The sequence below is a fragment of the Sulfitobacter sp. JL08 genome, assembly GCF_003352045.1.
GTDB lineage: Bacteria > Pseudomonadota > Alphaproteobacteria > Rhodobacterales > Rhodobacteraceae > JL08.
The window spans coordinates 3,833,917-3,855,959 of sequence record NZ_CP025815.1 but is presented as its reverse complement, the minus strand read 5'-3'; the positions used below and the strand labels follow the sequence as shown (position 1 = coordinate 3,855,959).

At 57.2% G+C, this 22,043-nt stretch carries 18 protein-coding genes; 10 read left to right on the top strand and 8 right to left on the bottom strand.

Translation table 11 applies throughout. The annotated features are described in order from the left end of the window. Positions 1-3: 3 nt before the first annotated feature. Positions 4-1,203, top strand: a complete 1,200-nt coding sequence (locus tag C1J05_RS18955) for an acyl-CoA dehydrogenase family protein (RefSeq protein ID WP_114871624.1) — start codon at positions 4-6, stop codon at positions 1,201-1,203. Next, complete coding sequence (locus C1J05_RS18950) at positions 1,200-2,372, top strand: acyl-CoA dehydrogenase family protein (protein ID WP_114871623.1); 1,173 nt, start codon at positions 1,200-1,202, stop codon at positions 2,370-2,372. The genes C1J05_RS18955 and C1J05_RS18950 overlap by 4 nt, the downstream gene beginning before the upstream one ends. On the opposite strand, the gene C1J05_RS18945 is transcribed toward C1J05_RS18950, so the two are convergent. The 3 genes from C1J05_RS18945 to C1J05_RS18935 all read right to left on the bottom strand — a co-directional run bounded on the left by C1J05_RS18945 (position 2,330) and on the right by C1J05_RS18935 (position 4,587). Beyond that, a complete protein-coding gene (locus tag C1J05_RS18945; RefSeq protein WP_114871622.1) occupies positions 2,330-3,094 on the bottom strand; it encodes a 2-dehydro-3-deoxygalactonokinase in 765 nt (254 codons plus the stop codon). The two genes, C1J05_RS18950 and C1J05_RS18945, sit on opposite strands and share 43 nt — an antisense overlap. Before the next feature lie 20 nt (positions 3,095-3,114). Beyond that, positions 3,115-3,807: a ribulose-phosphate 3-epimerase gene (rpe, locus tag C1J05_RS18940; RefSeq protein WP_114871621.1), complete on the bottom strand. Its 693-nt coding sequence runs from the start codon at positions 3,805-3,807 to the stop codon at positions 3,115-3,117. A 93-nt stretch (positions 3,808-3,900) separates the two neighbouring features. Next, positions 3,901-4,587 carry a DUF1045 domain-containing protein gene (locus tag C1J05_RS18935; protein ID WP_114871620.1) on the bottom strand — a complete coding sequence of 229 codons (687 nt, stop codon included), beginning with the start codon at positions 4,585-4,587 and terminating at the stop codon, positions 3,901-3,903. A gap of 211 nt (positions 4,588-4,798) precedes the next feature. Here C1J05_RS18935 and C1J05_RS18930 point away from each other — a divergent pair, with 211 nt between their 5' ends. Then, entirely contained in the window at positions 4,799-6,058 is a 1,260-nt protein-coding gene (locus tag C1J05_RS18930) for a UDP-N-acetylglucosamine 4,6-dehydratase family protein (RefSeq protein ID WP_114871619.1), read from the top strand. Positions 6,059-6,068: 10 nt separating this feature from the next. On the opposite strand, the gene C1J05_RS18925 is transcribed toward C1J05_RS18930, so the two are convergent. The 5 genes from C1J05_RS18925 to C1J05_RS18905 all read right to left on the bottom strand — a co-directional run bounded on the left by C1J05_RS18925 (position 6,069) and on the right by C1J05_RS18905 (position 10,515). Further along, entirely contained in the window at positions 6,069-7,085 is a 1,017-nt protein-coding gene (locus tag C1J05_RS18925; protein WP_114872449.1) for an SDR family NAD(P)-dependent oxidoreductase, read from the bottom strand. Between the two features lie 105 nt (positions 7,086-7,190). Continuing rightward, complete coding sequence (locus tag C1J05_RS18920; RefSeq protein ID WP_114871618.1) at positions 7,191-7,391, bottom strand: DUF2783 domain-containing protein; 201 nt, start codon at positions 7,389-7,391, stop codon at positions 7,191-7,193. Between the two features lies 1 nt (position 7,392). Next, on the bottom strand, positions 7,393-8,997 hold the full coding sequence (locus C1J05_RS18915; protein ID WP_114871617.1) for an FAD-dependent oxidoreductase: 1,605 nt from the start codon (positions 8,995-8,997) through the stop codon (positions 7,393-7,395). Further along, the gene (locus C1J05_RS18910; protein ID WP_114871616.1) at positions 8,994-9,560 is read right to left on the bottom strand and encodes a DinB family protein; all 567 of its coding nucleotides are present in this window, start codon (positions 9,558-9,560) and stop codon (positions 8,994-8,996) included. The genes C1J05_RS18915 and C1J05_RS18910 overlap by 4 nt, the downstream gene beginning before the upstream one ends. Before the next feature lie 4 nt (positions 9,561-9,564). Further along, the gene (locus C1J05_RS18905; protein ID WP_114871615.1) at positions 9,565-10,515 is read right to left on the bottom strand and encodes an MBL fold metallo-hydrolase; all 951 of its coding nucleotides are present in this window, start codon (positions 10,513-10,515) and stop codon (positions 9,565-9,567) included. Positions 10,516-10,798: 283 nt separating this feature from the next. Here C1J05_RS18905 and C1J05_RS18900 point away from each other — a divergent pair, with 283 nt between their 5' ends. The 7 genes from C1J05_RS18900 (at position 10,799) to C1J05_RS18870 (ending at position 22,043) form a co-directional block, all read left to right on the top strand. Then, the gene (locus C1J05_RS18900; RefSeq protein WP_162798135.1) at positions 10,799-12,595 is read left to right on the top strand and encodes an autotransporter assembly complex protein TamA; all 1,797 of its coding nucleotides are present in this window, start codon (positions 10,799-10,801) and stop codon (positions 12,593-12,595) included. Next, the gene (locus C1J05_RS18895; protein ID WP_162798134.1) at positions 12,592-16,020 is read left to right on the top strand and encodes a translocation/assembly module TamB domain-containing protein; all 3,429 of its coding nucleotides are present in this window, start codon (positions 12,592-12,594) and stop codon (positions 16,018-16,020) included. The genes C1J05_RS18900 and C1J05_RS18895 overlap by 4 nt, the downstream gene beginning before the upstream one ends. A 203-nt stretch (positions 16,021-16,223) precedes the next feature. Further along, complete coding sequence (locus C1J05_RS18890) at positions 16,224-17,228, top strand: BMP family protein (protein ID WP_433990446.1); 1,005 nt, start codon at positions 16,224-16,226, stop codon at positions 17,226-17,228. Next, positions 17,229-18,779 (top strand): ABC transporter ATP-binding protein, encoded by a 1,551-nt coding sequence (locus C1J05_RS18885; RefSeq protein ID WP_114871611.1) that lies wholly within the window; start codon positions 17,229-17,231, stop codon positions 18,777-18,779. Continuing rightward, complete coding sequence (locus C1J05_RS18880) at positions 18,769-19,818, top strand: ABC transporter permease (RefSeq protein ID WP_114871610.1); 1,050 nt, start codon at positions 18,769-18,771, stop codon at positions 19,816-19,818. Before C1J05_RS18885 ends, C1J05_RS18880 begins: the two co-directional genes overlap by 11 nt. A gap of 3 nt (positions 19,819-19,821) precedes the next feature. Beyond that, on the top strand, positions 19,822-20,766 hold the full coding sequence (locus tag C1J05_RS18875; protein ID WP_114871609.1) for an ABC transporter permease: 945 nt from the start codon (positions 19,822-19,824) through the stop codon (positions 20,764-20,766). Further along, the gene (locus C1J05_RS18870; RefSeq protein ID WP_114871608.1) at positions 20,766-22,043 is read left to right on the top strand and encodes an amidohydrolase family protein; all 1,278 of its coding nucleotides are present in this window, start codon (positions 20,766-20,768) and stop codon (positions 22,041-22,043) included. The genes C1J05_RS18875 and C1J05_RS18870 overlap by 1 nt, the downstream gene beginning before the upstream one ends.

Sequence of the window (22,043 nt, the reverse complement as noted above, 5' to 3'; positions counted from 1 at the left end):
GTCATGGACCTGAGTTATTCTGATAAAGAACTGGCCTTTCGGGAGGAAGTGCGTGCCTTTCTGAAGGCTGAATTGCCATCAGACCTGAGTGACAAGGTGCGCGCCGGCGCAACCCTGAGCAAACAGGACCATGACCGTTGGCACGCGATCCTGCATGCGCGCGGATGGCTTGCCATAAACTGGCCAAAGACGTTCGGGGGTGCCGAATGGAACGCCGTTCAACGCCATATTTTTGAGGAAGAATGCGCGCGTGCCTATGCGCCGCGGGTGGTGCCGTTCGGTCTGACGATGCTGGGCCCGGTGTTGCAAAAATTCGGATCGAAGGAGCAACAGGATCATTGGCTTCCCCGTATCCTGAATGGCGCGGACTGGTGGTGTCAGGGGTATTCCGAACCCGGTGCCGGGTCTGATCTTGCATCGTTGAAAACCAGCGCCGTGCATGACGGCGACCACTATGTGGTGAATGGCCAGAAGACGTGGACGACACTGGGCCAGTACGCAAACATGATTTTTTGCCTTGTGCGGACCGATCCGGGGGTCAAGCAGCAGGAAGGCATATCGTTTCTGCTGATCGACATGGAAACGCCGGGTATAAAAGTGCGCCCTATCATCCTTCTGGATGGCAGCGCCGAAGTGAACGAGGTCTGGTTTACAGACGTGCGTGTGCCTGTCGAGAATCTTGTAGGCGAGGAAAACCAGGGGTGGACCTACGCCAAGTATCTTTTGACCCATGAACGCACGAACATCGCCGGTACAGGGTTTTCCGCGGCGGGCCTGGACGCCTTGAAGCGCATTGCCCGCGCCGAGGTTGCGGGCGGTCGGCCATTGATCGAAAACCCCCTATTTGCTGCGCGGATCGCACGGGTTGAAATCGAATTGATGGCGATGGAAATCACCAATCTGCGCATGATCAGCAAGGCGGCGTCAGGGCAGGCGCCGGGTGTTGAAAGCTCGATGCTGAAGGTCAAAGGCACGATCATCCGTCAGGAGATCAATGATCTGACACGCCGTGCGGTCGGGCCTTATGCGATGCCGTTCGTGTCCGAAGCGATTGAAGGCGATAACGCAGGCATCGGGCCGGATTACGCACGGCCGGTTGCAAGGCAATATTTCAACAACCGCAAGATTTCGATTTACGGCGGTTCGAATGAAATCCAGCGCGAGATTATCGCCAAGACCGCGATGCGGGGGCAGACAGGATGAATTTCGAACTGACCGAAGAGCGCCGGATGCTACAGGACAGCCTGCGGCGGTTTCTGGCGGATAAATACACAACGCAGGTGCGAAACCAGATACTGGACAGCACCGCGGGCCTGTCTGCGACGATCTGGTCCCAAATGGCAGATCTGGGCGTGATCGGCGCATTGCTTGGCGAAGACAAGGGCGGCTTTGGCGGAACGGGGTTTGACATTACAACCGTGTTCGAAGAACTGGGCCGCGCCGGTGTGGTCGAACCGTTTCTGGATACGGCCATTCTGGGTGCCGGTCTGATTGCGGAACTGGGCACCGACGATCACGCCGGAATTCTGGAGGATGTGATGGCCGGATCTGTGCATCTGGCATTTGCACATGGTGAGCCAACCAGCCGATATGATCTGAACATTGTTGCAACAACCGCGCAGAACCGAGGAGATCACTATGTTCTGAACGGGCGCAAATCGGTTGTGGTGAATGCCGAGGCGGCCGATCATCTGGTGGTGTCTGCCCGGACATCCGGTGATGTTGATGATCAAAACGGCATTTTGCTTTTCCTTGTTCCGTCAGATGCAGACGGGCTTGAACTGAACGGCTATCCGCTGATCAGCGGAGGGCGCGCAGCAGAAATCGTTATGGACGGTCTTGTGCTACCGCAAGACGCGTTGCTGGGCAGTGAGGGTAACGGGTTTGACGCAATCGAAAAATGCGTGGCTATGGCCAATGTTGCCTTGATCGCCGAGGCGCTGGGGGCGATGGAAACAGCCGCGCGGCTGACGTTGGATTATCTGGGCACCCGTACGCAATTTGGCCGTCCGATTGGTTCGTTTCAGGTACTGGCGCACCGAATGGCGGATGTGTTTATCGAACTGAAACAGGCGCGTTCGGCCGTGATTCTTGCCGCGGGCCATCTGGAAGCGGATCGTGTCACGCGTGAGCGGCATGTCAGTGCCGCGAAACATCTGATCGGTCGCGTGGGCAAACTTGTCGCCGAAGAGTCAATTCAGATGCACGGCGGTATCGCAATGACGCAGGAATACGAACTGGCGCATATCGCCAAACGTATCGTGATGATCGATCATCGGTTTGGCGACACCGATCATCATCTGGAACGCTTTATCGCGCTTGGTGCGGATCAGTTGGCGGGGCGGTCCGGGACTGCGGCCACCACCGCATAAGCCACCTTCAACCCGTTCAGGATCATGTCTTCCCAGGGCGCAACAGCCACTTCGGCACCCTGCATTTGCAACGCCTTGGTGTATAGATCTGTCAGGTTCCCGATCATGACGATCTGCTGGCCCAGCCAATAGGGTTTTGCCGCGGCCAGTTCCGCACCGACCAGATGGCCGGTTACCCTGTCCGGCGCGTTCATGGTTCTGGCGCTGCTCAACTGGCGGGCCAGACGATCGGGATGGGACAACGTGTCTGACACGGCATCGCAAAAACCGTCGGTCGGGTGCTGCGCCCCGGCCAGAGCAGTGATCAATTCAGGGGTCAGGAACGTTTGAAAGCTGACGACTTCGCCCGCCGAAATCTGCGCCCACAAGGTTGCTGCGCCATGTACGCAAATGACGCCTTCGAAAACGGGGTTCACGGACAAATAGCCGGTGATCACAGTTTCCAACCCGCTGCTGATTGCGGGCGGATTGTGTTGCGCCAGCGCGGGAACGGCGGCGATATTGGACGAGATCGAAGTTGCGCCAACTGTTTCAAACGGGGTGCAGGGCACGATGCGGGAAGGGCCGGGCAAACCACATGCGATGATCGGCCCCTGAATTTTTGCAGCATAGTCGGTGAAGGCGGTCACAGGCACGTCTTTACACGCCAAAACCTGTTCGGCCTGCAGTTCCCAAACCGTGACGTGTTCGCCATCGACATAGGCTGCGGCCCAGTTATCCATGGGTCTGAACCGGTCTTTGATCAGGCATAGACACCCACTGCCGCTTCGCGGATGGCACGGATATTCTGGCCGTATACGTCCGGATTACTGACCGATCCGCCCTTGAACACTGCAGATCCGGCAACCAGAACGTCTGCCCCTGCCTGCGTCACCAGCGGCGCTGTTGTCGGATCAACACCGCCGTCGATTTCGATATGAACGGGCCGGTCGCCGATCATCGATTTCAACTGGCGCACTTTCTCGATCTGCGAATGAATGAATTTTTGCCCGCCAAAGCCGGGGTTCACTGTCATCACGCAGACCAGATCCACCAAATCCAGCAGATATTCTATCGCGCTGGCCGGTGTGCCGGGGTTCAATGCAATCCCCGCCTTGGCACCATTGGCGCGGATGGCCTGCATTGTCCGGTGCACATGGGGCCCGGCCTCGACATGTGCGGTGATCACGTCGGCACCTGCCTTGGCGAATGCTTCGATATAGGGATCAACAGGTGCAATCATCAAATGCACGTCCATGACGCCTTTGATGTGGGGGCGGATTGCGGCGCAGGTTGACGGGCCGAAAGTGATGTTGGGCACGAAATGGCCATCCATCACATCAACATGCACCCAGTCGCATCCCTGCGTTTCAATGGCTTCGCATTCGGCACCAAAATTGGCGAAATCGGCTGACAGGATCGACGGGGCGATTTTAACAGAACGTTCAAAGGACATGGGGCAGCGCACCTTTTTTGCGGGAACGGGGATTTGTTGTGATATAGCTTGCGCTTTGGTCAAAGGTCCAGCGGTGCAACGCCACGTGTGCGGTCATCCAGTCAGGCGCGCGCTTGAAATCTGGTGAAAGTATCCCGTTTCGCTTTCACCGGCCAGAATGATGCGATCAATGTTCAAAACCTGTTCCAGCACCGGCAGCAAGGCGTTTTGCAACGCTGCGCTGGTTTGGGAACGCGTTGTTTTACCCAGTTTGCCTGTCAGGGTGATGTGAAATTTGAAATCTTCCATCACATGCGGATAGCCCCACTGCGCCAGATGTTCTTTCTGCCTGTCGGACAGGGTGGATGCTTCGCGCCGCGCGATTTCCTGCGCCGTCAAAGGCGCGCGAAAACAATCCAGATCCTGCACACATTTCGCGGCCAACTGGGCAAGCGGTTTCGTATCGCTTTTGGGCACAAGCGCAAGAAACTGGCCCAAGGCGACCAGTTTCAGCCCGTCAAGCGCGATGGGCGAAAGCGTTTTGGCAAGTGCCGCCAGCGCCGTTTGCAGTTCTTGCTCGGTCCGGTTCTCGGCCAGTCGGAACGGCGGTTTCAACGTGGCATGAAACCCGTATCGGCGCGGTGTTTCTGTCAGGTCTTGGATTGGTTCGGACAACCCGGGGATATGCGGCCGCGTCACAGGTTTGCCGGTTCGTATATCCCACCCCAGCCAGCTTGACCCGAAATCGGCCAGATCGCCCTGGGGTGGCGTGTAATAGATGGCATAGCGCTGAAAGTTCATAAGGCCCCCGTTTGTCAAAGACTGGTCTGGAAACCCTTCTTTTGTCCAGATTGCTTTTCCCGATGCTTGGAAAATCGGAAGTTTCGTTCTTTGTGGACTGGTTTCGTTAACCAAACTGAAAACAAAGCCGTGCTGATGTGACCACGTTGCCTTGGGTGCGACACTTGCCCGGTGTTGCGCTGCGCAAGAACGGAGATTTCTGGAACTGAAAATGATCGAATTGTCACATGCTGCCCTGCGTTGGTTCCGCCCACTTCATTTCTTTCTGTCTGCCCTGTCACGATCAACCGGATTGATCGGACCATGGACAAGCCATTACGCCGGCAGGGCAAAGACGGTTCACAGACCGCTACAGGATCGCATCATTCACGACGAACGTGATGTCTTGCTCGGGCGCGCGCACGTAGACCTGACCGCGCCGCAGATCGCGGCGGTTTATCACGGCCAGTCTGTCCTGATTACCGGTGCAGGTGGATCGGTTGGTTCTGAACTGGCCCGACAGGTTATCGAAGCTTGCCCGCGTTTGCTGGTACTGTTGGATCATTCAGAGCTTGCGCTTTATCAGATCGATCGCAAACTGCGTGAAGCGGCACGGGCAAACGGTGTTGTGCTGCGCCCCGTTCTGGCATCGGTCACCGATGCGGCCAGGGTTTTTTCAACCCTGAGCCAGAATGAGGTAAGCATCGTTCTGCACGCGGCGGCCTATAAACATGTTGCCCTTATCGAAGGAAACGAAATTGCGGACGTTCTGAACAACGTGATCGGTACACAGGTTATGGCCGATGTTGCGCGCCAGTCTGGGGTCAAGCGGTTTGTGCTGGTTTCAACGGACAAGGCGGTGCGCCCCAAGAACATCATGGGGGCAACCAAACGACTGGCTGAACTGGTTGTTCAGGATATCCAGACACGCGCACCCGGAACGATTTTTTCTATGGTGCGGTTCGGCAATGTGGTCGGCTCGTCCGGCTCGGTTGTGCCCCTGTTTCAGGAACAGATCGCGGCCGGTGGCCCTGTCACCATCACGCACAAGGATGTTTCGCGCTATTTCATGACAATTCCCGAAGCCGCGCATCTGGTTCTAAGTGCAAGCGCCTTTGCCAGGGGCGGTGATTTGTTCATGCTGGACATGGGAAAACCGGTGCGGATTGTCGATCTGGCCCGCCGTATTGCGCGACACTCTGGCGTCAGGATCCGCGATGAATGTGCGCCAGACGGTGAAATCGACTTGCAGATTACAGGTTTGCGCCGTGGTGAGAAACTGTTTGAAGAATTGCTGGTCTCTGCCACGCTAGAACCAACGCCGCACCGCAAGATTTTTCGCGCGTCACCCAAGGGTATTTCGGAACTGGAAATGGCCCGGATATTGCGTGATCTGGCAACTGCCGTTGCGCATGTTGACAACGCGTCAGCCCGCCGGATTGTCACGTCAGCCCTGTCAGAGGATCGGATTCCGGAACAAACCGCGATATGAACGCGCGCGGCTATACTTGATAATAATCGCGATACCAGTCGACAAAGGCCTGAATGCCAACGTTTATCGGTGTTGCGGGGCGTGACCCTGTCAAAGTTTCCAGCAGGCTTGCATCGGCCCATGTGGCCGGCACATCGCCGGGTTGCATGGGCAGAAATCGTTTTTCTGCTGTCCGGCCAACTGCGGTTTCGATGGCTTTAATGAATGTCATCAGTTCAACCGGCTGTCCGTTTCCGATGTTTACAATCCGGTACGGCGCGACCGCAGAAAGGCTGTCACCATCGGCTATGTCCTGTTCTGTTGCTGGACGTCGTGGCGCGGCATCGATTAGCGCACAGATGCCGGCAACAAGATCGTCGATATAGGTGAAATCCCGCTGCATTTTGCCGTGGTTGTAAATGTCGATCGGGTTCCCTTCCAGAATGGCCTTGGTGAATTTGAAATGGGCCATGTCGGGCCTTCCCCATGCTCCGTAAACGGTAAAAAAACGGAACATCGTCATCGGAAGATCGTAAAGATGGGCATAGGAATGGGCCATGCTTTCCGTGGCCTTTTTCGTCGCTGCATAGAACGACATCTGCCGGTTGGTCTGATCGGTTTCGCGGTAAGGCATATCCGTATTCGCGCCATAGACCGAAGATGTGGACGCCAGCAGAGTGTGCGCCGGGGGATAGGCGCGTGCCGCCTCGAGCAGTTCAAGCGTGCCGACAAGGTTGGATTGAACATAGCTGCGCGGCTGATCGATGGAAAACCGCACACCGGCCTGCGCCGCCAGATGAATGATCGCATCGAAACGGTGCTTTTCGAATAGATCCAGCAGCAGCCCATCCTGTTCAAGCCGTGCGTTCACGGCGGTAAAACCGGCGCTTTGCATAAGCATTGCCTGACGGCGCTGTTTCAGCGTCACGTCGTAATAATCGGTCATCGCGTCCAGCCCGACAACGCGCCACCCCGCGTCCAGCAGCGCGCGCGCCGTGAAGTATCCGATAAATCCGGCAGACCCGGTAACAAGTGCTGTGCGCTGCATTCTGTTTGCCTTGATTGTCATGTTCGGTTCAGGACGGTTGGCGCCTTTTGCCAGTTGGCGGCGATCAGGCCAAGGGCACATGAGTGGATTGGTGGTTGACCCCGTTTATGCCTCATCCGGCATCGTGGCGGTCTTCAGGGCAGCGCGCAGAACTTCGCGGTCGCCGATATGATTGCACAGGATCAGCACCAGCCGGGCGTGAAACGCATCGCTTTGGTCTTTTGTCAGGCCGTCATGGGCGGCCAGCAATTCGGCATAAAACCCATCCACATCTGTAATGTTGGGTTCAAGGTTCAACTGTACCATTTCAACCCTCTTTTCCGATGGCGCGGCGCATGGCAGCGCATATTTTGGTTTCATCAAACGTGCCCCACCGGGCCGCGATATAGTGATCGGGGCGCACCAGATATACCGCAGAGTCGGCACTTCCCAGAAATCTTTCCCGGATGACGGGATCGCAATCCATCTTGACGCGCCGCGCACTTACACCTGCTTCACTGATTGCATCCGGCGCGGTTGCATTCATTGTCAGAAGGCTAAAGCCGGGGCCCAGATTTTCCAGAAGAAAACCCTGTGCCATGGGCACGTCGCAACATGGCGCGCCCGGGCGTGTCAATGCGGGACCGCCAGCAAGATCATCGGGGCCTGTGAGGGGCGAGGATTCGTAATTGCAGGGCACCGACAAGCGGCCGGAATTGACCATCGGGCGTGCAAAGCCGTGATGTTCGGAAAGGTCCAGCACGGCATCCCGCAATATCCTGCTGATCTGTGATTTCGGTGTTATGAAATCTGTCGAACGCGACGAGTTAAGGATGTTTTCGTCGGCTCCGAAAACACGTTCGGCATCGTAAGAGTCGAGCAGGGTTTCGGGTGCGGTTCCGTCGATCACCAGTTTGAGCTTCCAGCACAAGTTGTCGGTGTCTTGCAGGCCCGAATTGGCCCCGCGCGCGCCGAAAGGCGATACCTGATGTGCGGCGTCACCCGCGAATATGACGCGGTTATGGCGGAAACGTTCCATGCGGCGGCACTGAAACTTGTAGATCGACACCCATTCCAGTTCGAAATCGATATGCGCGCCCAACATCGCCTTCAGGCGGGCAACAACATTTTGTGGCTTTTGTTCTTCGTCTTTGTTGATGTCCCAGCCCAGTTGCAGATCAATGCGCCAGACCCCGTCGGGCTGTTTGTGCAGCAATGCTGATTGGCCACGGTTGAACGGAGGATCAAACCAGAACCAGCGCTCTTTCGGAAAATCGGCGTCCATCACCACATCGGCGATCAGAAAGTTATCCTCGAACACGCGCCCGACGAAATCCAGCCCCAGCATCTGACGCATCGGGGAACCGGCACCATCACACGCGATCAGCCAGTCGCATTCCAAGGCGTAAGGGCCATCGGGCGTTTCTATGTTCAGCGAGACGTGATCGTCGTGCTGGCTCGCCTGCGTAACCTTGTTGCGCCCACGCAATTCGATTGGCGCACCGGCGTTTTCCAGCGCCCTGACCCGTTTGATCAGGTGGTGTTCCAGATGGTATTGCTGTAGATTGATAAAGGCGGGGCGTTTGTGTCCTGCTTCGGGTTGCAGGTTGAAGTGATAGACCTGCCGGTCGCCGAAAAATACCTTGCCAACGTTCCACTGAACGCCTTTTTCGGTCAATTCCTGACCGCATCCCAACCTGTCAGCGATGTCCAGCGTCCGTTTCGAAAAACAGATGGCGCGACTGCCGAAAGACACCTTTTCGTTGTCATCGAGTATAAGAACCGGAATGTCCTGCTGCGCGAGATCAATCGCCGCCGCCAATCCCACAGGCCCCGCGCCGACAACAATCACCTGCTTGCGCGCCGGTGTTTCGCGATCCTGATCTGTGGAACGGCGGTAGGGATACAGAGGTTTTTCAAAAATTCTGGTCATTGTGGGCCGCGTTTGCCTGATTGCGGGCGTTTGGTTGTTTCCAACGGTTCCGCAAAATAGCGCGCAGCAGTCGGTGCGCGCCCGTATTCAAGGTAGAAATCATCCAGTTGTGGTGGTGCGATACCGGCGTGGTGAACCATCGTGTGGGCCTGACCGCGATGATGGATCTGATGTTGAAACAGGTGCAGCAGCAAAGGCCCGACCCGTTCATAAACATCGCCTGTTTCACGCCGGGTCAGGCGCAGACTATCCAGATCTTGGGGCCGTAGTGTTTCGCAGAAGCGGATCAGCTCTTGATCCAGTGCGGTTTGTAACTTTGCAAGGGCCGCACACGACCCGACATCGGTCCGGTCATAAACCGAACGGCCATGTCCGGTTTCCTGCAGGGCATCAATATAATAAAGATCAACCTCGTAAATGTGGTTCAGCGTTCGCTTAAGCGACGGAAAGAAACCCGGACGCGGACCGGAAAACGCACTGTCTGACAGCCCTGCAACCGCGGCATAGAGCGTTGTGTTGGCCCATGCGTTGTTTTGCGCCATCAAAACAAATGCATCCTTCATTTGATCATTCCTGCAATGCGGCCCACATCTCCAGATCGCGCTCTGCGGTCCAGATCTTTGGCGTCTCTACGCCGCGGGCTTCGTCATAGGCGCGGGCCACGTTGAAGGGCAGGCAGTGTTCATAGATCGCATAATCGGAAAATTTCGGATCACAGGCCGCACGTACCGCATCCCACGCCTCTTTCAACGATCCACCACGGGCTGCGACGCGCGCGGCGGGGGCATAGGTGCTGTTTACGAAATCGCGCGTGTTTTCGATTGCGGCGTTGACCATTTCTTTTCCGATCAATGCATCACCACGACCGGGCGCAATAGCATCAACATCGAAAGACCGGATGTTATCAAGCGTATGATTCCATTCACCAAAGTAGCCATCGCCACAGTAACAGGCCGAATGGTATTCAACGATATCGCCCGTGAACATGACGTTCTGGTCAGGCACGTGAACAACAATATCGCCAGCGGTATGGGCGCGCCCCAGATGCATAAGATCGACACGCCGGTTGCCCAGATAGACTGTCATCGCATCCGAAAACGTGGTGGTCGGATAGGTCAGGCCCGGGATACTTTCATGGCCTTCGAACAGACGGGGGAAGCGCTGGAATTCACTGTCCCAATCTTCTTGCCCGCGTTCCACCACCATGGCGCGGGCTGCATCGCTCATGATGATCTGATCGGCGCCATAGGCCGATGCGCCAAGAACGCGCACGGCGTGGTAATGCGTCAGAACCACATGCGAGATCGGTTTGTCAGTGACGGTGCGCACATTCTCGATCACCTTTTTGGCCAGACGCGGTGTTGCCTGCGCTTCGACAATCATCACAGAGTTGTCGCCGATGATGACACCCGAATTGGGATCGCCTTGTGCCGTATAGGCCCAGATACCGTCGCCGACTTCGCTGAAGCTGACGATTTTTTCCTCCAAGTCACCTTGCGATGCGAATGCTTTTGTCATTGATTTTCCCTTCAAGTGCCGTTGTGCAGGAAATGCAAACGCCCCTTCATGTCGTAATTCAATCGCAGCAAAGCTAACACGGGTTCACATGCAGCGAAAGCAGGCAAGGCACCGCGTATCCGCCGTTGAAACAGCCGTGAATATTCACCTGTGAACGATTTCTTTACTTGCGGTCAGGTGCGCGCATCGGGCATATCTGGGCCAATAAAACCCATTGGGGCAGGACACGCGACTTTCGTTTAATTCAGCCTTTCGGTTCCGTTCCGGCAGGGAAAACGATGACTTGAAACTGACGTCGAAATTTCTCTTCAGACTATCGGTCGGCATCTTGCTGTCGATACAATCGGCTATGGCGCTGACCGTGCAGATCAATGGTGATCTTCCCGAGGACGTTCTTGACAGTTTGAACGGCGCATCGCTGCTGGTTGAACAGGCGAATAACGAGGACGCCGCCAGCCAAGACCCTTACGCATCGGCAACAGCAGATTACGCCCGTTTGCTGGCGGTGTTGTACGAGGCTGGATACTTTGGTGCGGAAATCAGCATCAAGCTGGATGGCCGGGAAGCGGCAAATGTCAGCGCGATCAACGCCCCCAAGACCGCGAATTCGGCTGTTATCAACATTCAGCCGGGGCCGGTTTTCCGTTACGGAACAGCGCAGGTAAAACCGATCGCGCCGGGAACCGAATTGCCAAAGGGGTTCGCAACGGGTGAAACCGCCGGTCTTTCCACCTTGCGCGGCGCCAGTGAACGGGCAATTTCGGGGTGGCGTGATCTGGGGTACGCCAAGGCCAGGATCGTTGATCAAAAGGTGACGGCAGATCACCGGAACGCGATCCTGAATGCTGCATTGCAGGTGAATGCGGGGCAACAGCTGAAATTCGGCAACCTGACCGTCAAGGGCAACAGACGGGTTCGTACGGAACGCATTCTGGAAATCGCGGGCCTGCCGCAAGGCGAGGTTTTTTCACCCGAAGCTTTGGACAAGTCTGCCAAACGGTTGCGGCGCACGGGTGCGTTTGGTTCGGTTGCGTTCTCCGAAGCCGAAAATGTCGGATTGAACCAGACGTTGGATATTACGCTGGACGTGTCCGAACAGCGCCGCCGCCGCGTCGGATTTGGCGGGGATATTGCAACGTCTGACGGGTTGAGCCTGAGCGCATTCTGGATGCATCGCAACCTGTTGGGCGGTGCCGAGCGGTTGCGGATCGAAGGTGAAATCAGCGGCATTGGCGGCGACACGGGCGGCGACAATTATCGACTGAGCGCGCGGTTCGAACGGCCTGCAACCTTTGGGCCAGACCGTGATTTATACGCATTGGCCGAACTCGAAGAATTGAACGAAGTCAACTATTTCACGCGTCAGGCAACCGTTGGCGTTGGTGTGAACTGGATCGCATCGGACCGCCGCGAATACGAATATGGCGTTGGCCTGATGGCAGCGGAAACCCGTGATGCGTTCGGTGAAGACGAATATCTGTTGTTTATCATCCCCGCTGAAACCCGCCGCGATTACCGAAACAACCAACTGGATGCGACCAAGGGCTATTACCTGCGCGCCAACGCTGCGCCTTTTGCTGCCATTCGCGGATCGGATGACGGTGTTCGTGCGTTCGGAGACTACAGAATTTACCGCAGCTTCGGGACAGAGCGCCCGGTTACCCTCGCGTTTCGTGCGCAGTTGGGATCGGTTTTCGGGCCATCCTTGGCGGATGCCCCGAGCGATTTCGTGTTTTACTCGGGCGGCGGCGGCACAGTGCGCGGGCAACCCTATGAATCCTTGGGCGTGGACGTAGGCGGCGGATTGATCGCTGGCGGGCGATCCTTTCTGGGTCTTTCCGCCGAGGCGCGGTTCAAGGTTACCGAGACGATCGGAATCGTCGGGTTTTATGATTACGGCTTTATCGGGTCAGACCCATTGCCCAGCGAAGGCAGCGGCGATTCACAAAGCGGTGCAGGTATCGGCGTGCGCTACCAAACGCCGATCGGCCCGATCCGGTTTGATGTCGCTGTGCCGGTTGATGGACCGAATGAAAGCAATAATTTTGAAATCTATATCGGGATCGGACAAGCGTTTTGAGAAAGCTGGCCCTCATTCTGATGTTTTGTCTGGGCTGCGCAAATGCGGGCTTGGCGCAGGAAGATGATCGCGGGTTCCTGACGCGCAAGATAGAAGAGGCTCTTGCCGGGGCGGGGCGCGATGTGCGTCTGGAAGGGTTCAGGGGTGTGCTGACGTCGGAGGCGTCTTTTGACAGTCTGACCATTGCCGATGAAGACGGTATCTGGCTGTCACTGACCGATGTCGTGTTGGATTGGAAGCGGTCGGCGCTGCTGCGTGGACGGTTCGAAGTCAACACGTTGTCCGCCAAATCGCTGGATTTGAAACGCATTCCGAAAACCGAAGAACAGGCCGAGGTTCCGGATGCGGAAGCCAGCGGATTTTCTTTGCCTGAACTGCCGGTCGCAATCAACATAGCCGAGTTCAGGGTAGATGAAATCACGTTGGGCGAACCCATTCTGGGCGAGGCGGTTGCCCTGTCGATCACGGCATCGGCAAGGCTGGAAGACGGGGAATTTGAAACCGATCTGAATGCGGAACGAACAGACGGAAAGATGGGGCGTTTCCTGATTGATGCCAGTTTTGAACAGGCAACTGAAACGCTGGCTGTCAAGCTTGAGGTGGTGGAAGATTCGGGCGGGATCGCTGTGCGCCTGATGAATCTGCCCGGACATCCCGAACTTGATCTGACGGTTGATGGAACGGGAGTGCTAAGCGATTTTGTTGCACAAATCGCGCTGGCAGCAAATAACGAACCGCGTTTGACCGGTCAGGTAAAGCTTAGCGCGGAACCGGTTGCTGAAGGTCAGACAAAACCGGCGCGCCGCATCCAGGCCCAACTGGGCGGAGATATCGCGGCTTTGCTTGCGCCGCAGTATCAGCCCTTTTTTGGCGATGATATCGCGCTGGATGTCGATGTGCACACCGCCGTCGATGGCAGCATCGACGTACGCGCATTCAGCCTTGCTGCCCAACAGGCCAATCTGGACGGGCAGGTGCGTCTGAACAGTGATTACTGGCCGGTATTCATGGATGTCGACGCCAAAATCGGTCATCCCGACGGCGATGCCGTCCTGCTGCCTTTGGGCGGGCCGGAAACCTACGTTTCGGCAATGGATCTTTCGGTTCAGTTCGATGCCGCAGATGGCGATAGCCTGAATGCGGTTTTCGATGTGCGCGATGTCTCTCGGGATGGAAACGAGGTATCGCAAGCGCAGGTTGAGATGGTGGGAAATCTGCATGGCGAGGTTGGACATGTCGGGCAGGTGGTCGGGGATGTGACAGCCGCTGTCACAGGTCTGCGATTGGCCGATTCCAGTTTGCGCGAAGCGGTTGGATCGCAACTGAATGTTTCGACAAACGTCAACTATATCGAAGGGCAGCCGGTCAGGTTGTCGGATCTGGTTGCAACTGGAGTAGACTATGGTGTGCGCGGGCGGGTGATCATCAATGATCCTGCAAGCGGTTTGCTGACACGTTTGAACGTGCAGGTTGACGCGCAGGATATCAGCCGCTTTTCGGCCCTCGCGGATCGCGCCCTTGCGGGTGCAGTGGCGGTTTCGGTGGCGGGCGAGGTTGCGCCGCTGGCGGGTACTTTTGATGTCGAAGTGAAAGGCCGGAGCGATGATCTGAAGGTGGATCAGGCGCAAGCCGATATCCTGATGGCGGGGCGTACGCAGCTGGATATTATTGCAAGCAGAACCACTGAAGGGTTCAAGGTGTCAAAGCTGGACCTGTCCAATCCGGCGTTGCAAGCCAAAGGGCAGGCCGATCTGAGTAGTGGCGACAGTCAGGTTCAGCTTGACGCGACATTGCGTGATATTTCGCTGCTGGCCCCTGAATACACCGGATCGCTAAGTGTAAAGGCACAGGCCGAAGAGGATGCAAACGGTTGGTCTGTGGATGCCAGTGCAGACGGCCCCTATGCATCGCGCGCGATGGTCAAGGGCCGTGTGACAGGTCCGGATGCCGATGTTGATTTCGAAGCCAGCCTGCCGGACATCCGGGTTTTTGTGCCACAGATACCGGGCCCACTTTCTACAAAAGGGAATGCCAAAAAGGCAGCGAACGGATGGCAGGTTTCGCTGAACGCGGACGGCCCTTCGGGAACGAAGGCGGATGTGAGTGGTCTGGTTGCGGATAGCGGTGATCTGGATATTGAAATCGTTGGTACCGCCCCGCTTGGGTTGTCGGCCCCGTTTCTGAAGCCACGCGTATTGCAAGGCCCCGCGACATTCGATCTTTCGGTCAACGGTCCGCCGGCGCTAAGTTCGGTTTCAGGTACAATCGGGACAGCGGGCGCGACGTTTTCGGCACCCAACCTGCGCCTTGCACTAAGCAATATCAACACGAACGTGACGCTGTCCGGAGCGTCGGCCAACGTGGATGTTTCCGCTGCAGTCGAGAATGGCGGTTCTTTGAAAGTGTCTGGTCCGATCGGATTGACCGGTGGGTTGAACTCGGATCTTGATATTCAGCTGGCCGGGGTCAAGCTGATTGATCCCAGCCTTTACGAAACAGTTCTGGATGGGACGATATCCGTGAATGGTGCCCTGACGGGGGGGGCGCAAATAGCCGGCCGGATCGATGTGGGACAAACCGAGATCAAGGTTCCTGCATCGGGTTTGAGTGCAATCGGCGACATACCGGAGATACAGCATGTTGCAGAACCCGCGCCTGTTCATCTGACACGCGAAAGGGCTGGTCTGATCCAGGACGAAGATGCGGAGGCCAGTTCGGGGGCTGCCGGGCCTGCCTATCCTCTGGCGATCACCGTCAATGCGCCGCGCATATTTGTGCGGGGCCGGGGGCTTGATGCCGAACTGGGTGGTCAGTTGCAGATCAAGGGCACGACAAACAATATCATTTCGTCCGGCCGGTTTGATCTGATCCGGGGGCGGCTGGATATTCTGGCGAAAAGGTTCACTCTGGATGAGGGGATCATCCAGTTGCAAGGCAGTTTTCTGCCATACGTCCGGTTTGTGACGTCAAATACAACGCAGGATTTCACGGCCAAGATTATCCTTGAAGGGCCGGTGGATGATCCCGAGATTACGCTGGAATCGACGCCGGACGCCCCTGATGACGAAATACTGGCACAGCTTATGTTCGGACAAAGCGTGTCTGACATGTCGGCCTTTCAGGCGTTGAGACTGGCCAGCGCGGTCGCGGTTCTGGCGGGTGGAAGCGGCATAAATGTCATCAAGAACCTGCGCACCGGTTTCGGCCTCGATAATCTGGACATCACTACCGACGAAGAAGGTGTGACCCAGTTTGAGGCCGGGAAATATCTGACGGAAAATATCTATACCGAAGTCACGGCTGGGACGGATGGCAGCAGCGAGGTTTCGCTGAATATTGACCTGACCAAGTCGCTGACCGCCAAAGGCGCTGTGGATGACGAAGGCGATAGTTCTGTCGGATTGTTTTTTGAGCGTGATTATTAACGCGTGGGCGCAGACTCGCGGTCTACGTCTCCGGAATTGCTGCACAAAAATTGAACGCTTGCGCCACGCGCCTTGTAAGAGCAATGTTGTTTGCAGCGTTTTTGCCGAGGCTTTGCTTGACTCGGTAAAAATTTTATCAAACGGTAAAAACTTAACAACAACCGGGTGGGACAATGTCAAATTCAAAACAACTCAATTCCAAAATGAACATCACACGCCGTACACTTCTGGGAACAGGCGCAGTTCTTGCCGCTGTTGGTGCTGCCGGTCTGCAATCGCCATTGTTGGCGGCAGAGCCGCTGAAGGTTGCGGGTATCTACACCGTGCCGGTGGAGCAGCAGTGGGTCAGCCGCATTCACAAGGCCGCTGAAACCGCGCAGGCCCGTGGCGATATCAGCTATGTGTTTTCCGAAAATGTCAGCAATACGGATTATGCCCGCGTGATGCGCGAATACGCCGAACAAGGGTACCAGATGATCATCGGCGAAGTGTTCGGTGCCGAGGACGAGGCACGCGAAGTCGCCGCGGACTATCCCGAAATCGCCTTTCTGATGGGATCCAGCTTCAAGGAAGATCCGGCGCTGCACAATTTTGCGGTGTTCGACAACTATATTCAGGATGCCGCGTACCTGTCGGGCATCATCGCCGGATCAATGACCAAATCGAACAATATCGGTATGGTCGGCGGTTTCCCGATCCCCGAAGTGAACCGTCTGATGCATGCTTTCATGGCGGGTGCTGCGGAGATGAACCCTGATATTACATTCCAGGTCAGCTTTATCGGTAGCTGGTTCGATCCGCCCAAAGCCAAGGAAACCGCTTTTGCGATGATCGAAAACGGCGCTGACCTGCTTTATGCAGAACGTTTCGGTGTATCTGATGCGGCGCAGGAAAAGGGCGTTCTGGCCATCGGCAACGTGATCGATACGCAGGCGGATTATCCGGAAACCGTGGTTGCTTCGGCGATCTGGCACTTTGAGCCGACACTGGACAAGGCAATTGCCGAAGCCAAGGCCGGCAAGTTCAAGGCGGCGGACTACGGCGTCTATTCCTTCATGAAAGAGGGTGGCTGTTCGCTGGCACCGCTGGGCACGTTCGAGGGTAAAATCCCGCAAGAGGCACTGAATCTGGTCGAAGAACGCACACAGGCGATCAAGAACGGATCGCACGTGGTCGAGATCAACGACGAAGAACCAAAGTCCAAGTAAGTGAACGAAACCAACACCAAGGCGCAGGTTGTCCTGCGCCTTGACAATATTACCAAATCCTTTGGGTCACTGGTGGCCAATGATGCAATCAGCTTTGATTTGCACAAAGGTGAAGTGATCGCCCTTTTGGGCGAAAACGGTGCCGGCAAAACGACGTTGATGAATATCCTGTTCGGTCAGTACACCGCCGATACTGGCACTGTAGAAGTGTTCGGACACCCCATTCCGCCCGGAAACCCGCGCGCCACGCTGGCGGCGGGCGTGGGCATGGTGCATCAGCATTTCACGCTGGCCGATAACATGACGGTGCTGGAAAACATCGTGCTGGGCACGATGCCGTTGTGGAAACTTGGCTTTGGCCGCGCCGATGCAAGGGCGCGTATTCTGGCACTGGTGGATGATTACGGGCTGAGCGTTGATCCTGATGCGCTGGTCGGGTCGCTGACGGTCGGAGAACGCCAGCGGGTCGAAATCCTGAAAGCGCTTTATCGCGATGCCCGCATTCTTATTCTGGACGAACCGACAGCGGTTCTGACCCCGCAGGAAACCGATGATCTGTTCGCCACGATGCGCAAGGCGGTGGCGCATGGCCTGTCGGTAATCTTTATTTCGCACAAACTGCACGAGGTGGCGGCCATTTCATCAAGGGTTGTGGTTTTGCGCCACGGCAAGCTGGTGGCAGAAGCAATGACAGCGGATACAGACCGTCATACGCTGGCAGAAATGATGGTGGGGGCAGAAGTGCCGGCGGCCCAGGTTCAAACCAGCACGCCGGGCAAGGTGTTGTTGCAGCTTGATACCGTTTCAACGCCTGATCGTGGCAGTGCGCCGGGGTTGAAGGCTGTGAACCTTTCGGTGCGCGCGGGGCAGATTATCGGGCTGGCGGGTGTATCCGGCAACGGGCAGGCGGCACTGGCCGATCTGGTGGGCGGGCTGATCCGGCCGGCAGAGGGCGATCTGCATCTGGACGGGGTGGAACCTGTGAACTGGTCACCGCGCAATGCGGTGTCGGCAGGTATCGCGCGTATTCCCGAAGACCGGCACAAGACCGGCACAATTTCCGATTTTGACCTGACGGAAAACGCGATACTGGAACTCTATGCGAAACCGCCCTACAGCCGCAAAGGCTGGATGAACTGGGCGCGCGCGCGCAGTTTCACCGAAAACATCATCAAAACCTATGATGTGCGCTGTCCCGGGCCGGAAACGCGCATTCGCCTGCTATCGGGCGGCAATATGCAAAAGCTTATTCTGGGCCGCGTTCTGGAAACCGAACCGATGATTGTGCTGGCGAACCAGCCGGTGCGCGGTCTGGATATCGGCGCGCTGACCTATGTGCACGAACAGTTGCTGGCCGCGCGGGATCGTGGGGCGGCGGTGATCCTGATTTCCGAGGATCTGGACGAAATCGTCGCGCTGTCGGATGTGATCCACGTGATTTCCGAAGGCCGGCTTTCGCCCGCGTTTGATCGTGGCAGCAAGACAACAACAGAACTGGGGGTCTGGATGGCTGGCCACGGGTTCGAGCAGGGGAACACCCATGCGGCTTGAACCGATCGCGAACCCGGCATTGTCGCGGACTACCGGCCTGCCCGCCGTGGCACTGATCAGCACCGTGATTGTCACATCCCTGCTGGCCATGGTTGCGGGCGCTTCGCCGTTTTCGGTGCTGGGCCTGATATTCAAGGGTGCGTTCGGATCGCAGTTTGCGGCCCTTGAAACGCTGAACAGGGCCACGCCGCTGATCTTTACCGGCCTTGCCGTGGCTGTCGCCTTTCGCGCCAAGCTGTGGAACATCGGAGCCGAGGCGCAATTATATGTCGGTGCGGTGGTCACGGTTGTTCTGGGCACCGGGGCACTGCCCTGGGCGTCTGCCGCACTTATTCCGACCATTGCACTGGCTGCGATGGTGGCGGGTGCGATGGTGCTGTTGTTGCCCACCTATCTGAAAACCCGTTTCGGCGTGGACGAGGTTGTGACAACCCTGCTTTTGAACTTTGTAGTTCTGCTGTGGGTGTCGATGCTGCTGGAAGGCGCGTTGAAAGACCCGATGGCGATGGGCTGGCCCAAATCGCAAAAACTTCTGGCCGAGGCGCGATTGCCCCGCATTGTCGAAGGTTTGCGCCTGCACTGGGGTTTTGGCCTTGCGCTGATTTCGGCCCTGATCATCTGGGTCGTGCAAACGCGCACGACGCTGGGATATGAAATGCGCGCGGTCGGCCAGAACAAGGATGCGGCGCGCTTTGCCGGTATTCCGGTCAATCTGGTACTGATCAAAACGGCGTTGCTGTCAGGCGGGCTGGCGGCGCTGGCAGGATTTTCCGAAGTGGCGGGCCTTAAGGGCAGCCTGACTTTGGATCTGTCTCCGGGGTTTGGTTATACCGGTATTATTGTCGCGATGCTGGCGCTGCTTAATCCGTTGGGCGTTGTTGTTGCCGCGCTGTTCGTTGCGGGTATTTTTGTGGGCGCCGACAGCATGAGCAGGGCAGTGGGCGTGCCGACCTATCTGGCTGACATCATGCTGGCCACGGCGCTGTTAATGATGGTGCTGGCAATCATGCTGACACGGTTCCGGATCAGGTGGGATTAGGCGATGGACATCATTGATATCCTGTTATCCGCCAGTTTCTGGGCCGCTGCGATCCGCATCGCCAGCCCGCTGATCTTTGCCGCGCTGGGTGAATTGATCTGTGAACGCGCGGGTGTGCTGAACCTTGGGATCGAAGGCATCATGGTGGTGGGCGCCTTTGTCGGCTGGATGACGGTCTATCTGGGGGGCGGTCTGTGGGTCGGGGTATGTGCCGCGATGCTGGCGGGTATGTTGTTCGGGTTGCTGCATGGCACGCTGACGGTGCCCTTTGGGCTGTCACAGCATGTCGTGGGCCTTGGCATTACCTTGCTGGCCACGTCGCTGACCTATTTCTGCTACCGTCTGGCCCTCCCCGAGGTGACATCCCCGCCCAAGATCGAAGCATTTCAGCCATTGCCGATCCCTGTGTTGTCCGACATTCCGCTGATTGGCCCGGCGCTGTTCAACCAGACGCCGCTGACCTATCTGGCCTTTGTGCTGGTGGTGGTTGTCTCGGTCGTTTTGTATCGTACGCCACTGGGCCTTGCCCTGCGCGCGGCAGGCGAAAACCCTTCGGCCGTGGCGGCGCAGGGGCTGTCGGTTACGGGCATTCGGATGGGGGCCGTGATGGTGGGCAGCGGGTTGATGGCCGTGGGTGGTGCATTTCTGACCATGTCGGCGTTCAATTCGTTCTTTTTCGAAATGGTCAACGGGCGGGGCTGGATCTGTATCGCGCTGGTGGTGTTCGGATCGTGGAAGCCGGGAAAAACGCTGATCGGGGCGATCCTGTTTGCGGCTTTTGACGCGTTGCAGATCAGGGTGCAGCAAACGCCGCTGGGGGCCGATGTGCCCTATCAGATATTCCTGATGATGCCCTATATCCTTTCGATCCTTGCGCTGGTGATCATGTCGCGCCGCGCCGAGGTGCCAGCCGCATTGATGGTGCCGTTCAACAAGGGAGAACGCTGATGTTTGATCTGATTGTCAAAGGCGGCACGCTGCCGGACGGGCGTGTGGCCGATATTGGGATCGCGGGCGGCAAGATCACCGCGATCGACAAGATCGAAGCCGAAGCAGGCGAAGTGATCGACGCCAGTGGCGATCTGGTCAGCCCGCCCTTTGTCGATCCGCATTTCCATATGGACGCAACGCTTTCCTATGGCACGCCGCGCATCAACGCATCCGGCACCCTGCTGGAAGGGATCGGTCTGTGGGGCGAGTTGAAACAGGTGATGACACCGGACGAGGTGCGCGACCGTGCACTGGCCTATTGTGACTGGGCGGTTTCGATGGGTCTGCTTGCGATCCGCAGCCATGTGGACACTTGCGATAACACTCTGACCGGAGTTGAGGTGTTGCTGGACGTGAAAAAGCAGGTGGCGGACTATATCGATCTGCAACTGGTCGCGTTCCCGCAGGACGGGCTCTTTCGCGATCCGACAGCGTTGCAAAACACCGTGCGCGCCCTGGATATGGGCGTGGATGTGGTGGGCGGCATCCCGCATTTCGAACGCACGATGGCGGATGGGGCCGCATCGGTGACGGCGCTGTGTGAAATGGCGGCAAAGCGCGGACTGATGGTGGACATGCATTGCGACGAAACAGATGATCCGATGTCGCGCCATATCGAAACACTGGCTTACGAAACCCAGCGCCTTGGTTTGCAGGGCAGGGTGGCCGGATCACACCTGACGTCGATGCATTCGATGGACAATTACTATGTCTCGAAACTGTTGTCGCTGATGGCCGAGGCACAGGTGGCCGCCATTCCAAACCCTCTGATCAACATCATGTTGCAGGGCCGGCATGATACGTTCCCCAAACGCCGCGGGCTGACGCGGGTCAAGGAAATGCTGGCGATGGGCATCACTGTCGGCTGGGGGCAGGATTGCGTGATGGACCCGTGGTACAGCCTAGGCACGGCCGACATGCTGGATGTGGCGTTCATGGGGTTGCACGTGGCCCAGATGTCCAGCCCGGATGAGATGCGCCAGTGTTTCGAGATGGTCACGCATTCTAATGCGCAGATCATGGGGATTGACGATTACGGCCTGCATGTGGGCGCCAAGGCTTCGCTTGTGGTGCTGGATGCCGGCAACCCGATTGAGGCGGTGCGTCTGCGCCCTGACCGGCTGTGCGTGATCGCCAAGGGCAAAGTGGTGTCACGCAAGCAGCGCAACAATGCGCGCCTTTCGGTTGACGGGCGACCCGATCATGTGCGGCGCAGACACGCGGCCCATTCCTAG